Annotated in this window: 11 protein-coding genes; 6 read left to right on the top strand and 5 right to left on the bottom strand. The window is 65.5% G+C overall.

Going from position 1 to position 13,504, the window contains the following annotated elements; genetic code table 11:
* The first annotated feature begins 52 nt into the window (after window positions 1–52).
* The 3 genes from GR303_RS06235 to GR303_RS06225 all read left to right on the top strand — a co-directional run bounded on the left by GR303_RS06235 (window position 53) and on the right by GR303_RS06225 (window position 2,609).
* Window positions 53–673, top strand: coding sequence for a TIGR02466 family protein (locus GR303_RS06235; protein WP_161723512.1), 621 nt, complete (start codon window positions 53–55; stop codon window positions 671–673).
* 107 nt (window positions 674–780) lie between these two features.
* Window positions 781–1,836 (top strand): bifunctional transcriptional activator/DNA repair enzyme AdaA, encoded by a 1,056-nt coding sequence (locus tag GR303_RS06230; protein WP_161723630.1) that lies wholly within the window; start codon window positions 781–783, stop codon window positions 1,834–1,836.
* An 8-nt stretch (window positions 1,837–1,844) separates the two neighbouring features.
* Entirely contained in the window at window positions 1,845–2,609 is a 765-nt protein-coding gene (locus tag GR303_RS06225) for an isocitrate lyase/PEP mutase family protein (RefSeq protein WP_161723511.1), read from the top strand.
* On the opposite strand, the gene GR303_RS06220 is transcribed toward GR303_RS06225, so the two are convergent.
* On the bottom strand, window positions 2,606–3,823 hold the full coding sequence (locus tag GR303_RS06220; RefSeq protein WP_161723510.1) for an MFS transporter: 1,218 nt from the start codon (window positions 3,821–3,823) through the stop codon (window positions 2,606–2,608). The two genes, GR303_RS06225 and GR303_RS06220, sit on opposite strands and share 4 nt — an antisense overlap.
* A 265-nt stretch (window positions 3,824–4,088) precedes the next feature.
* Here GR303_RS06220 and GR303_RS06215 point away from each other — a divergent pair, with 265 nt between their 5' ends.
* The gene (locus tag GR303_RS06215; protein ID WP_161723509.1) at window positions 4,089–5,294 is read left to right on the top strand and encodes a CAP domain-containing protein; all 1,206 of its coding nucleotides are present in this window, start codon (window positions 4,089–4,091) and stop codon (window positions 5,292–5,294) included.
* A 63-nt stretch (window positions 5,295–5,357) separates the two neighbouring features.
* Here the strand turns inward: GR303_RS06215 and GR303_RS06210 are convergent, their stop codons facing one another.
* Window positions 5,358–6,632, bottom strand: coding sequence for a dicarboxylate/amino acid:cation symporter (locus GR303_RS06210; protein WP_161723508.1), 1,275 nt, complete (start codon window positions 6,630–6,632; stop codon window positions 5,358–5,360).
* A gap of 195 nt (window positions 6,633–6,827) precedes the next feature.
* On the opposite strand from GR303_RS06210, the gene GR303_RS06205 reads away from it, so the two are divergent.
* The gene (locus tag GR303_RS06205) at window positions 6,828–7,937 is read left to right on the top strand and encodes a serine hydrolase domain-containing protein (protein WP_246205628.1); all 1,110 of its coding nucleotides are present in this window, start codon (window positions 6,828–6,830) and stop codon (window positions 7,935–7,937) included.
* Between the two features lie 58 nt (window positions 7,938–7,995).
* Here the strand turns inward: GR303_RS06205 and GR303_RS06200 are convergent, their stop codons facing one another.
* From GR303_RS06200 to dnaG, 3 genes are all read right to left on the bottom strand, one after another.
* Entirely contained in the window at window positions 7,996–8,448 is a 453-nt protein-coding gene (locus GR303_RS06200) for a DUF1801 domain-containing protein (protein WP_161723629.1), read from the bottom strand.
* Between the two features lie 117 nt (window positions 8,449–8,565).
* Window positions 8,566–10,560 (bottom strand): RNA polymerase sigma factor RpoD, encoded by a 1,995-nt coding sequence (rpoD, locus tag GR303_RS06195; RefSeq protein ID WP_161723506.1) that lies wholly within the window; start codon window positions 10,558–10,560, stop codon window positions 8,566–8,568.
* 195 nt (window positions 10,561–10,755) lie between these two features.
* A complete protein-coding gene (dnaG, locus tag GR303_RS06190) occupies window positions 10,756–12,648 on the bottom strand; it encodes a DNA primase (RefSeq protein ID WP_161723505.1) in 1,893 nt (630 codons plus the stop codon).
* Window positions 12,649–12,945: 297 nt separating this feature from the next.
* Here dnaG and GR303_RS06185 point away from each other — a divergent pair.
* Window positions 12,946–13,504, top strand: a 559-nt coding sequence (locus tag GR303_RS06185) for a matrixin family metalloprotease (RefSeq protein ID WP_161723504.1), incomplete at its 3' end; no start/stop codon positions are given.

Raw genomic sequence — 13,504 nt, 5'->3', positions numbered from 1 at the left:
TCCACTCCACCGTCGTTTTGACAGCGGCCGGCCCCCGTAATAGAGCCAGGACATGACCAGCATCGAGACGCTTTTCGTCACCAAAGTCTACCGCGCCGAGCTGACGGGCGCAAAAGCCGAGCGCCGCAACCGGGAGCTGGAGGCGGCTTGTCTGTCCATCGCCGAGGACGACGAGGCCGGGCAGCGCTGGTGCGAGAAGCATGGCTATCCGGGCTACACCTCCTATGCCTCGCTCAACGACCTGCCCTGGCGCATCCCGGTCTTCGGCGACCTGCTGAAGGATCTCGACAAGCACGTGGCGGCCTTCGCCAAGGAGCTCGAATACGACCTCCAGGGCCGCAAGCTCGTCATGGACAGCCTGTGGATCAACATCCTGCCGCCCGGCGGCATCCACACCTCGCACATCCACCCGCATTCGGTGATCAGCGGCACCTATTACGTGACGATCCCGGAGGGGGCGAGCGCCCTCAAGCTCGAGGACCCGCGCCTCGGCTTCATGATGGCGGCCCCGCCCCGCAAGGCCAAGGCCAAGCCCGAAAACCGGCAGTTCGCCTACATGAAGCCGGCGCCCGGCACGGTGCTGCTGTGGGAAAGCTGGCTGCGCCACGAGGTGCCCCTGAACGAGGCCGAGAGCGAACGCATCAGCATCAGCTTCAACTACGCCTGGCAGTAGCGTCCCGGGCTTGGGGACGGCAGCTCCCCGGGAGCGGAAAAGGGAAAATAAACGCCTCGTTTCCGGCGACAGGGCCTGTAGCTCTGCGCTAGAACAGCATCATGACGATGCCCCGCGACGACGACACCCTTTTCGATGCCCTTCTCGCCCGCGACCCGGCCTATGACGGGTTCGCCTATGTGGGCGTGAAGACCACAGGGATCTTCTGCCGGCTGACCTGCCCGGCCCGCAAGCCGAAGCGCAGCAATGTCGTGTTCTTCTCCTGCCGGGATGCCGCTCGGGATGCCGGGTTCCGCCCGTGCCTGCGCTGCAAGCCTCTGGCCGTCGCCCGGCCCGTGAGCGGCGCCCTCGAGGCCCTGAAGGACAGGATCAAGGACGAGCCGGACAGGCGGTGGAGCGCCGCGGACCTGAAGGCGCTCGGCTATGACCCCTCCACCGTGCGCCGGGCCTTCCAGCGGGAATACGGCGTCACCTTCGTTCAGTATGCCCGCTCGCAACGGCTTGGGCAGGCCGTCAACCGGCTGCAGCAGGGCGGCACCGTGCTCGATGCGCAGCTCGACGCCGGCTACGAATCCGGCAGCGGCTTCCGCGACGCGATCACCAGACTCATCGGCGATGCGCCGGTTCGCACGACGGCCCGCCGGATCCTCACTGCCCAATGGCTCGACACGCCCATCGGCGCCATGCTGGCGGTGGCGGACGATGCGGGCGTGCACCTGCTGGAATTCGCCGAGCGCAAGGCCCTGCCGAGCGAGATCAAACGCCTGCACGAGCGCGTCGGCGCCATCGCCTTCGGCCGGCATGCGATGCTCGATGCGCTCGCCGAGCAGGTCGGGCGATACTTCGCAGGGCGGCTCGCGGCATTCTCCATCCCGATCGCCCAGAAGGGCACGGATTTCGAGGCATCGGTCTGGGCAGCCCTGCAGCAGATCCCGATCGGGCAGACGCGCAGCTACGGCGAGCTTGCGCGGGAGATGAACCGCCCCGAAGCGGCTCGCGCCGTTGCGCGGGCGAACGGCGCCAATCAGATCGCGATCGTCGTTCCCTGCCATCGGGTGATCGGCGCCGACGGGTCGATGACCGGCTATGGCGGCAAGATCTGGCGCAAGCAGTGGCTCCTCGAGCATGAGCGGCGCATGGCGCAAACGAGTTCTCAATCCTGAGGTTGCAGATGTCCGATCAAGTGTCGAAAGCCCAGACGTTCAAGGCTCTCCACGTTCCAGGAAGGCCCGTCATCCTTTTCAACATCTGGGATGCCGGCAGCGCCAAGGCCGTTGCGGCAAGCGGCGCGCAGGCGCTCGCGACCGGCAGCTGGTCGGTGGCGGCGGCGCATGGCTTCAAGGACGGGGAATACATGCCCTTCGATCTCGCCATCGCCAATCTGGAGCGCATCGTCGCGGCCAGCGATCTGCCGGTGACGATCGATCTGGAGAGCGGCTATGGCGCCGATCCCGAGGCGGTCGGCGCATGCGTTGCCCGCGTGTTGCAAGCCGGCGCGATCGGTTGCAACCTCGAGGACAGTTCTCGGGAGACCACACCTTTGCGCGCGATCTCCGAACAGGCGGCGCGGCTCAGGGGGGCACGGCAAGCAGCCGGCAGGCTGGGCATTCCTGCCTTCCTCAACGCGCGCACCGACGTATTCCTCGTGGCTCCGGCCGATGCGCATGAAGGCCTCGTTGCGGAAGCCCTCGAACGCGGACGTGCCTATGCCGATGCCGGCGCGGACGGCTTCTTCGTGCCGGGCCTCGTCAACGAAGCGCTGATCGCGCGTGTCGTCGAAGGCTCGCCTCTGCCGGTCAATGTCATGGCGAATGCATCGACACCCTCCGCCGCAAGGCTCGCGGAGCTGGGCGTCGCCCGCATCAGCCACGGGCCCGGTCCCTACCGGATGATGATGAAGGCGCTCGAAAACGCCGCTCGGGAGGCCCTGCTCTAGCGCGCCTTCTCGATCTTCGGCAGGAAATAGGCGAGCAGTCCGATCGCCGGCAGGAACGAGCACAGCTTGTAGACGGTCTCGATGCTCGTCATGTCGGCGAGCTGCCCCAACGCGGCGGCTCCAAGGCCGCCCATGCCGAAGGAGAGGCCGAAGAACAGGCCGGCAATCATGCCGACGCGCCCGGGCACGAGCTCCGTGGCATAGACGAGGATGGCCGAGAAGGCGGAGGCCAGGACCACGCCGATGATGATGCTCAGCACCGCCGTCCAGAACAGGTTGGCATAGGGCAGCAGCAGCGTGAAGGGCAGGACGCCGAGGATCGAGATCCAGATCACGTAGCGCCGGCCGATCCTGTCGCCGACAGGGCCGCCGAGCAGCGTGCCGGCCGCCACGGCGCCGAGGAAGATGAACAGATAGATCTGCGCATCCTGCACCGACACCTGGAACTTCGAGATCAGGAAGAAGGTGTAATAGCTGGTGAGCCCGGCCATGTAGAAGTTCTTCGAGAAGACGAGGATCATCAGGATCGTGATCGAGGCCACGACGCGCCCGCGCGACAGGGTCGATCGCGTTTCCGCCGCCTTGGGCTTGGCCCGCAGCTCCACGAGCCTCGCCTGGTACCAGCGCCCGACCGCGAACAGGATCAGCATGGCCAGAAGCGCCACGGCGGAGAACCAGGCGATGCTGCCCTGGCCGAACGGCACGACGATGAAGGCCGCAAGCAGCGGCCCCAGCGCCGTTCCCGCATTGCCGCCGACCTGGAACACCGACTGTGCCAGGCCGTGGCGGCCGCCGGAGGCCATGCGGGCGACACGGGAGGATTCGGGATGAAAGACCGACGAGCCCATGCCCACGAGGGCCGCGCCCAGAAGCAGCAGCGGATAGGAATGCGCCTGCGAGAGCGTGAGCAGGCCGACGAGCGTGAAGCCCATTCCTACGACGAGGGAGAAAGGCTGCGGCTTGCGGTCCGTGAGGGTGCCGACGAGGGGCTGGAGCAGCGAGGCGGTCAGCTGGAAGGTCAGCGTCAGAAGCCCGATCTGGCCGAAGTCCAGGCGGTAGGAATCCTTGAGGATGGGGTAGATCGCAGGGAGCAGCGACTGGATCAGGTCGTTCAGCATGTGCGAGACGCTGATCGCCGCCAGGATAGGGACGGCAACCCGCTCTGCCGGAGAGGTCACGGGTGCAGCGGACAGGGCGGGCGATTTGGTATCCATCGGGCGTTCTTTGTTTTGCGGCAGGGCTTGGCCCGGCAGGAAGGCGTTTCCGATTCTCCTATAGACCAGATTGCGCTCCTGATCTTCTTCCCATCCTGCAGGGCAGGGTTACGGGGCCGGAAGGGCGGAGTCCTCAAGCCAGGCTGCGGACAGGAGCGATACTTTGTACCACACAGGCCACAACTTTTCCCCAATTGCCGTCTAGGAGCGGATTTCTAGGCATAAGTCCTTCAAGGACAAAAATCATAAGAACAAGGGGCATTTCATGTCGCAAGCTACGGCCTATGAGCAGTTCATGCTCGAGCTGGTGAACCGTGAGCGCGCCAAGACCGGCGCTCAACCGCTCGCCTTCAACGGCGATCTCAACGACTCGGCGGATTCGCACAGCAACTGGATGATCACGGCGGACGTCTTCTCGCACACGGGTTCGGGGGGCTCGACCCCGCACCAGCGGATGGCCGGCACCGGCTATAGCTTTACGGGATCCTGGAGCTCGGCCGAGAACATCGCCTGGGTCAGCCTGCGCTCCCCCGCCGGGCTGCAGGACGAGGTCGAGCTCCTGCACACGAACCTGATGAACAGCCCGGGCCACAAGGCCAACATCCTGAACGGAGCCTACCGCGAGATCGGCATCGGCTTTCAGACCGGGGCCTATCAAACCTGGGACGCCGCCTTCGTCACGCAGAATTTCGCCCGCTCCGGCACGAAGGTCTTTCTCACCGGCGTGACCATGGACGATAAGGATGGCGACCGCTTCTACGATATCGGCGAGGGCCTCGGCGGCCTCACGGTGACGGCGGTGAGCGCGGCCGGCACCCGGTACAGCACCGCCTCGCAGAGCGGCGGCGGCTACACGCTGGCGCTCGATCCCGGCACCTATACGGTGACGTTCTCGGGCGGCGGCTATGCATCGGTGACCAAGCAGGTGACGATCGGCGCTGCGAACGTGAAGCTCGATCTCATCGATCCCACAGGCGGCACGACCACCAGCAGCACGATCAACGGCACGGCCGCGGCCAATACGCTCTCCGGCACGTCGGCTGCCAACACGATCAAGGGACTGGGCGGAAACGACAGGCTGTTCGGCAAGTCCGGCAACGACAAGCTTTATGGCGGCACGGGACATGACGGGCTCGTCGGCGACAGCGGCAATGACCGGCTCTATGGTGAAAGCGGCAAGGACAGGCTCAACGGGAGCAGCGGCAACGACATCCTGAGCGGCGGCTCCGATGCGGACGTCTTCCGCTTCGCCGGCAAGTGGGGCGCCGACAAGATCACCGACTTCAGGAACGGAACCGACCGCATCGACCTGCGCGGCAACGGCCTGAGCTTCGGTGAACTCAGCATCGCCCGAGGCCATGGCGACAGCGACGGCCGGGCAGACGACGTGATCATCAGGGCCGATGGCCAGTCGATCGCGCTGCTCAACGTCAAGGTCTCGCTGATCGGCGCCTCGGACTTCCTGTTCTGAGCCGCGTCGCGACTGCACGAAAAAGGCGGGCCTTGTGCCCGCCTTTTTCGTGGTTGGGGGCCGTTACTCGGCGGCGGCGAGCACCGTCTCTCCCGCGGGAGCACGCTTCTCGATGGCCCCGTCATAGACGGACTGATCGAGAATGCGCTCCTCCTTCGCCACGAGCACGGGCACGAGAACCTGGCCGGTGACGTTCGTCATCGTGCGCATCATGTCCACCACGCGGTCGATGGCGATGATGTAGCCGATGCCTTCGAGCGGCAGGCCGGCCGTGCTCAAGGTGAGCGTCAGCATCACGATGGAGGTGCCGGGAACGCCGGCGGTGCCGAGCGAGCCAAGCACGGCCGTGAGTCCGATCAGCACATACTGCGTCAGCGTCAGGTCGAGCCCGAAATACTGCGCGATGAAGATCGACGCGATGGCGGGATAGATCGCGCCGCACCCGTCCATCTTCACGTTGGCGCCGAGCGGAACCGCGAAGCTGGCATAGCTCTGCGGCACACCGAGCTTTTCAACCGCAACCCGGAGGGACATCGGCAGGGTAGCGAGGCTCGATGAGGTCGCGAAGGCCATCTGCATCGCCGGCAGGGCGCCCCGGAAGAAGCGGCCCGGCTTCAGGCCATGCAGCTTGAGCAGGCCGCCATAGACCACGATGATGTGGAACAGGCAGGCGAGGTACATGGCGGCGATGAACTTAGCCAAAGGCAGGAGCGAGGACAGGCCGTAACGCCCGACAACCCAGGCGATGAGGCCGAAGGTGCCGATGGGCGTGAGCTGCAGCACCCAGCGGGTGATGCGGAACACGAGCGCCGCGCCCTGATCGACGAGGCCGCGCAGGCCTGCGGTCTTCTCGCCGAGGGAGACGAGCGCAGCGCCCAGGATGCCGGAGAAGAACAGCACCTGCAGCACGTTGGTGTCGGCCATGGCCTTGATCGGGTTCGTCGGCACGATGCCGATCAGAACCTCCAGCGGCGACGGAATCGTGCGGGGCTTCACCTCACCGAGCGGCAGGTTCGACAGGCCGAGGCCCGGATCGATCAGGTGGCCGAACGCGATGCCCACCAGCACGGCGATGGCGGAGGTGGCGACGAACCAGAACAGGGTGCGCAGACCGAGCCGCGCCACGTTGCCCGCTTCCGCGAGCCTCGCCACGCTGGAGGTGATGGTGAAGAACACGAGCGGGATGACGATCATCCGCACGAGGTTCAGATAGATGTCGCCGAGCGGCTTGAACCAGACGGCTGCCTGCTCTCCGGCGAGAATGCCTGCGAGGATGCCGAGGCCGAAGCCTACGGCAACCCGCTGCCAGAGCGGGCGAGAAAACCACGCTTTTATCATGTGGATTGACCCATATTTACGTTTGTGCGCGCAAAATAGCTGCCGGCGCTGCCGGGCACAAATGTCGCAGGCGCAGGGCTGAGGCTGTCTGCGTGCATGGATGGCGGCTCACAATGGTGTGTGGCCGGTTGCGGTCGAGGAACGCGGGTCCATCTCCAGGCCTTGTTCGACCGCAACAGGACCAGCGAAGACCTTATGGCTTCATCGCGTCTCGGCTTTCGCCGGACCGGAATGTCGCTCCTGCTGCTGGCCGCCGGCAGCGTCGGCGCGGCGGCTCAGCCCGCCTCCCCTCTACCGGCTCTCACGCCCGACATCCGGCGGATCGAGGAGACGGTGGAGCGGGCGAAGGAGTTGCCGAACCTCCGCTCGCTCATCGTCTCCCATAACGGAACCGTCGTGACGGAACAGGCGCTCGGTGGGACCAGGCTGGACCGGCCGACGAACATCAAGTCAGCCTCCAAGACCATCATGTCGGCGCTGGTCGGCATCGCCATCGACCGCGGGATCCTCGACGGCGTCGACCAGCGGGTCGCATCGATCCTCGACCGGAGCATCCCGCCGGACGCCGATCCGCGCGTGAGGCAGATCACCGTCGGGCATCTGCTCTCCATGCAGGCCGGGCTGGAGCGCACCTCGGGCCGCAATTACGGCGCCTGGATCAGCAGCGGCAACTGGGTTCGCTTCGCCCTCTCGCGGCCGTTCGTGGACGAGCCCGGCGGTCGCATGCTCTATTCCACCGGCAGCACGCATCTTCTCTCCGCAGCGCTCACGCGCGCCTCGAAGCGCAGCACCCTGGAGCTTGCCCGCGAATGGCTCGGCGAGCCGCTCGACATCAGCATCGCGCCCTGGACCAGGGATCCGCAGGGCATTTATCTCGGCGGCAACGAGATGGCCCTCTCACCCCGCGCGCTTCACCGCTTCGGCGAGATGGTTCGCCAGGGCGGGATCGTCGACGGCAAGCGCGTGGTGTCGGAGAACTGGATCAGGGAATCCTGGACGCCGCGCACGGCCTCCCCCTTCACCGGGGACGCCTATGGCTACGGCTGGTTCATCCGCGACATGCGCGGGCACAAGGCCTATTACGCCTGGGGCTTCGGCGGGCAGATGCTCTACGTCATCCCGAGTCTCGGGCTGACGGTCACGATGACCTCGGATCCCACCGAGCCCTCGCGCGAGGACAACCATATCGGCCAGCTTCACGCGCTCGTCGCCGACGGCATCGTTCCGGCTCTTCTGCCGAAACAGGAGGATAGGACCGGCCGCTTGGAAACCGAGCAATCCGCAGCTCCCGAGAAACCGCTTTAGGCGCCCGACCTCTCCTGAAAGGCTGGCTCATGGGCCGCCTTGGGCCTGCTGGGACTGCTTACATTTTCTCGCCGGGCAATCGGCTGGCCTGCGTCACCCATGCGACGAACTGAGCCTCATCGAGGCGATCGTGCTCACGGATGTCGAGGTAACGCACTTCCTTCTGCTTTGACTCGCCGGGAGGCACAGGATCGAGCGACGTGCCGCGGAAGAAAGCCACCTTGATGTATTTCGCGAAGCAATGAAAGCTGAGGAACCATCCCTGGCCTTCAACACCGTAGAACGGCGAGTTCCATTTGACGGCTTTGCTCACGTTCGGAACGGTGCGCGAGATGAGCGCGTCCATGCGGCGCCCGACATCGCTCTTCCAACCCGGCATGGCGGCGATATAGGCCTGCACGGGGGCATCGCCATAGCCTTTCGCGATCTGCGGGTTGCCGCCCGACAGAAGAACCGGCTGGGCCGCCTTCGCAGCGACCGGCTCCGCCTCGACCGCCGCTGTAACCTTCATCGGTATCTTCGAAGGCCTTTTGAGCGCAGGGTCGGTCATTGGATCACCCCCGTTGGTGACGAGCGAACGTGCTTCAAATGAAAAAGGCGGGCTTCGGAGCCCGCCTTTCGAAGTCTCTTAGTTGTCCAGGAAGCTCCGCAGCTTCCGGCTCCGCGAGGGGTGCTTCAGCTTGCGCAGGGCCTTGGCCTCGATCTGGCGGATGCGCTCGCGGGTCACCGAGAACTGCTGGCCGACCTCCTCGAGGGTGTGGTCGGTGTTCATGCCGATGCCGAAGCGCATGCGCAGCACGCGCTCCTCGCGGGGCGTGAGCGAGGCGAGAACCCGGGTCGTGGTCTCGCGCAGGTTCGACTGGATCGCCGCGTCGATGGGAAGGACGGCATTCTTGTCCTCGATGAAATCGCCGAGATGCGAATCCTCCTCGTCGCCGATCGGCGTCTCGAGGGAGATCGGCTCCTTGGCGATCTTGAGAACCTTCCGCACCTTCTCCAGCGGCATGGCGAGCTTCTCGGCCAGTTCCTCCGGGGTCGGCTCGCGGCCGATCTCGTGCAGCATCTGGCGCGAGGTGCGGACGATCTTGTTGATCGTCTCGATCATGTGCACCGGAATGCGGATCGTGCGGGCCTGGTCGGCGATCGAACGGGTGATCGCCTGCCGGATCCACCAGGTGGCATAGGTCGAGAACTTGTAGCCGCGCCGGTACTCGAACTTGTCCACAGCCTTCATGAGGCCGATATTGCCCTCCTGGATCAGGTCCAGGAACTGGAGGCCGCGGTTCGTGTACTTCTTGGCGATGGAGATCACGAGGCGCAGGTTGGCCTCGATCATCTCCTTCTTCGCCTGGCGCGCCTCGCGCTCGCCCTTCTGCACCATCATGACGATGCGGCGGAACTCCTGGATCTCCAGGCCGGTCTCGCTCGCCAGATTGTGGATCTGCTCGCGCAGGTCGTGGATCTGGTCCTTCGCCTTGGCGACGAAGTCCTTCCAGCCCTTGCCGCCGAGCTTGGAGACGCGCAGCACCCACTTGGGATCGAGTTCCCAGCCCTGGTAGTGCTTGAGGAACTCCTCGCGGGCGACGCCGTGGCTCTCGGCCAGGCGCATCAGGCGGCCCTCATGGGAGATGAGGCGCTTGTTGATGTCGTAGAGCTGCTCGACCAGGGCCTCGATGCGGTTGTTGTTCAGCGACAGCGACTTCACGGCCGCCACGATGTCGCTCTTCAGCGCCTTGTACTTGCGCTCCTGGGCCGGGGTCAGCTGCTTGTTCTGCATGCGCTGCTCCACATGCTCGACCTGCAGGCGGCGCAGCTTCTTGTAGTTGTCGGCGATGGAGTCGAAGGTCTCGAGAACGCGCGGCTTCAGCTCGGCCTCCATGGCCGAGAGCGAAACGTTGTTCTCCAGATCGTCCTCGTCCATGTCGCCCTCGGGCGGGGTCATGCCCTCCTCGCCCTCGACCGGCTCCTCGTCGCCCTCGCCTTCGAGGGCATCCACCTTGGGCGCGCCCTTGCCGTCCGGGCCCGCATAGGTGGCCTCGAGATCGATGATGTCGCGCAGGAGCACCCGGCCCTCGACGAGCTCGTCGCGCCAGATGATGATGGCCTGGAAGGTCAGCGGGCTCTCGCAGAGGCCCGCGATCATGGCCTCGCGGCCGGCCTCGATGCGCTTGGCGATGGCGATCTCGCCTTCGCGGGAGAGAAGCTCCACCGAGCCCATCTCGCGCAGGTACATGCGCACGGGATCGTCCGTGCGGTCGGTGGGTTCCTTGGCCGTGGTCTCGCGGACGGCCACGGCGCGCCCCTGCGAGGCCTCGACGAGGTCGCCGCCCTCGGCTTCCTCCTCCTCGGCCTCGGGCTGCGCGCCCTCGTCCGCCTCTTCCGACTCGACGACGTTGATGCCCATCTCGGAGAGCTGGCTGTAAACGTCCTCGATCTGGTCCGAGGTGAACTCCTCGGGAGGCAGCACCTCGTTCAGTTCGTCGATGGTCACATAGCCGCGCTTCTTCGCGAGCTTGATCATTCGCTTGACGGCGGCATCGGTCAGGTCGAGCAGAGGCCCATCGCCCTGCTGCTCGGTCGTCGTCGTATCGCCTTCGTCGCCGCCGGTTGTCTTCGTCGCCATGCTTTGCTCAACTCCAGCGCCCCGCCCGTCCCCCCTACAGGACCTGCGCTGCGCGAAAGGGCAGCGAGCCTTGAGGGCTGCGCCACCCGAAATTCATTGCCAACTATAAACAGTCAATCGCTTGACCAACCGTTAACCATCCCCTGCCCAAGCTGCGGCAGCCGCCCTGCCTGCCGCACCCTGAAACCAGGACCGTCAGTGACCCCCCTGGATCCCTGCATTGTCCGTATCGGCCTCGGCACCCTCGACGGAGGACAGCTGGTTCTGGACCTCCCGCAGCCAGGCGAGATTGGCCTCGTTGTCCTCTTCGGCGAGCGCGCGCTCGGCTGCTCGAAGCTCGCTATGTAACGTGCGCGCGCGGCGATGCAAGGTGATGGCTTGCCTCAATGCGTCCTCAAGACGCAACGGATCCGCGTGAGGATCCAGCATCCACCGGTCGCCGGGACGGACCAGGCCACTCAGCCTGTCGGCCGCTTGGGTCAGGCCGGCCCGCTCCAGCCGGGCCCTCATGACCGTGGCATCGGCCGGTTCGCCGCTCGCCGCTCCATCGAGCAGGAGACTGCGCACCATTTGGGTGGACCGGCCCTCAAGTTCAAGATCTGCAAGGGTTTCCGCGTGATTTTGGATGAGTTCCGGGTGGACCAGGAAGGTGCAGAGGATCACGGCCTCCCGTGGGCTCTCGGCCGTGCTGCCGGCAAAAAGCGGGTTGCGGGCGAGCAGCGGCGACACGCTCAGGCGGGCGCTCGGCGTCGTGGGCTGCGGCTTCTGGAAATCCCGCCGCCCGCCTCCCCCCTGACGGTTGAAGCGGCCCGGCCGGAGGTCGGGGCTCAGGGCCGCAAGCCGGCCTTGAACCTCCTCCCGGTAATATTTCTTGAGGGTCTCGTCGCGAATCAGTGCCAGTGATTCGCGCAGGCGCCGCTCCAGGGCGGCCCGCCGCTCGGGCGTGTCGAGGGGTCCAGCCTCGAGTTCGCGCGTCCAGAGCACGTCCACCAGCGGCCGGGCTGCGGCGAGCACCCGCTCCACGGCAGCGTTCCCGCCGGCGCGGGCAAGATCGTCCGGGTCCTGCCCGTCGGGCAGCATGGCAAAGCGCAGGGACTTTCCCGGTGCGAGGTTCGGCAGGGCCACCTCGAGCGCCCGGTAGGCGGCCCGCTGGCCGGCCTTGTCGCCGTCGAAGCAGAGGATCGGCTCGTCCGCGAGGCGCCAGAGCAGGGTGAGCTGATCCTCCGTGAGCGCCGTTCCCAGCGGCGCCACCGCGTGGGGGAAGCCTGCAACGCTCAGGGAGATCACGTCCACATAGCCTTCGACCGCAATCACCGTGCCCCGGTCGTGGGCGGGCTGGCGGGCGAGGTGGTAGTTGTAGAGGAGCCGGCCCTTGTTGAAGAGCGGCGTATCGGGGGAGTTGAGGTACTTGGCCGGCACGTCGGCGCTCATGGCCCGCCCGCCGAAGGCGACGACCCGGCCGCGCAGGTCGCAGATCGGGAACATCACCCGGTCGCGGAAGCGGTCATAGGGAACCTTCACGTCCTCGCCGGCGATCAGGAGACCCGCCTCCTCCATCATCTCGATGGGCACGCCCTTCCCGGCCAGATGATCGCGCAGGGCATAGCGCTCGGGCGGCGCATAGCCGATGCGGAAGCGTTCTTGGGTCTCGCGGCTCAAGGATCGGCCCGCGAGATAGTCGCGCGCCTTGGCTCCGAGGCGCCCCTGGAGGGAGGCCTCGAAGAACGCCGCCGCCATCTCCATCACGTCGTAGAGGCTCTTGCGCTTGACCTCCTCCTGCCGGTCCTCCCGCGAGAGCTTGGGGAGCGGCACCCCTGCCTCGCCGGCGAGCCGCTCCACCGCTTCGGGGAAGGACAGCCCCTCCGTCTCCATTAGGAAGGTGAAGATGTCGCCGTGCTTGCCGGAGGAGAAGCAGTGGTAGAACTGCTTCTGGTCGTTGACGTAGAAGCTCGGCGTCTTCTCCGCATTGAAGGGCGAGAGCCCCTTCCATTCCCGCCCAGCCTTCTTCAGGCGCACGCGCTTGCCGACGACGGCCGAAACCGGCAGCCGGGCGCGGATCTCTTCCAAAATCTGGGGCGGGTAGCGCACGAAGCTTTGCTCTCCAAACCTGTTCCATAACGTAGGGCAAGGCGGGTGCAGGGGAAAAACGGAACGGCCAAGCTCGCCTGTGCCCGCAATCCACAGGCAAAGCCGCCTCCGACGTACTCACTTCTGGTTCATGACCACCGCGCCCGGCGTACCCCGCCCGCCACAGCAAGAGCTTTTTAGTTTTATGAAACAAAATTCCTGAGTGACCCGGTCTGGCATTTCAAAAATATTAAATCCCAGGGGCAATTTTAGTCGCATTGCGTAGACGATAACGAATTTATTTCTGGAGCAGAGACGATGCCTGCTGTCACAACGACTGCACCCACGGGCGATGTTTATGTCGATAGCCTCCTCGGTGATCTGAAATGGGCGGTCAGCAACCTCACCTATAGCTTTCCGACGGGCGGCTCCCTTTACGGCACGCCCTACGGTTCGAATGAGCCGCTCACGGAGTTCGGCACTCTCAATCTCATCCAGCAGGCAACGGTCCACACCGCCCTTTCCATATATGCCGCCGTGGCGAACCTCACCTTTGCCGAGATCGCCGAGACCTCGACAACGCACGCCGATCTGCGTTTTGCGCAATCCGACGCGCCTGGCACCGCCTGGGCCTATTTTCCCTCCACGGCCGCCGAGGGCGGCGATTCCTGGTTCAACAAGACGAGCGGCTGGTACAGCGCCCCGAGCAAGGGCAACTACGCCTACCTGACCTTCCTGCACGAGATCGGCCATGCTTTGGGTCTGGAGCATCCGCACGAGAGCGGCATGCCGCTCGACCGGGACTCGCTCGAGTACACGGTGATGAGCTACCGCTCCTACACGGGCGCCTCCACCACCGGCGGCTACGTCAACGAGA

Origin of the sequence: Microvirga arsenatis, from assembly GCF_009910705.1 — a bacterium.
Taxonomy (GTDB): domain Bacteria; phylum Pseudomonadota; class Alphaproteobacteria; order Rhizobiales; family Beijerinckiaceae; genus Microvirga; species Microvirga arsenatis.
The sequence above is the reverse complement of the archived record's forward strand: the minus strand, read 5'-3'. Positions and strand labels throughout refer to the sequence as shown.

Coding starts and splice junctions, on each gene's coding strand:
- GR303_RS06230 (WP_161723630.1), top strand. CDS start 781: ATGCCCCGCGACGACGACACCCTTTTCGATGCCCTTCTCGCCCGCGAC.
- GR303_RS06205 (WP_246205628.1), top strand. CDS start 6,828: ATGGCTTCATCGCGTCTCGGCTTTCGCCGGACCGGAATGTCGCTCCTG.
- GR303_RS06220 (WP_161723510.1), bottom strand. CDS start 3,823: ATGGATACCAAATCGCCCGCCCTGTCCGCTGCACCCGTGACCTCTCCG.
- GR303_RS06200 (WP_161723629.1), bottom strand. CDS start 8,448: ATGAAGGTTACAGCGGCGGTCGAGGCGGAGCCGGTCGCTGCGAAGGCG.
- rpoD (WP_161723506.1), bottom strand. CDS start 10,560: ATGGCGACGAAGACAACCGGCGGCGACGAAGGCGATACGACGACGACC.
- GR303_RS06210 (WP_161723508.1), bottom strand. CDS start 6,632: ATGATAAAAGCGTGGTTTTCTCGCCCGCTCTGGCAGCGGGTTGCCGTA.
- GR303_RS06215 (WP_161723509.1), top strand. CDS start 4,089: ATGTCGCAAGCTACGGCCTATGAGCAGTTCATGCTCGAGCTGGTGAAC.
- GR303_RS06235 (WP_161723512.1), top strand. CDS start 53: ATGACCAGCATCGAGACGCTTTTCGTCACCAAAGTCTACCGCGCCGAG.
- GR303_RS06225 (WP_161723511.1), top strand. CDS start 1,845: ATGTCCGATCAAGTGTCGAAAGCCCAGACGTTCAAGGCTCTCCACGTT.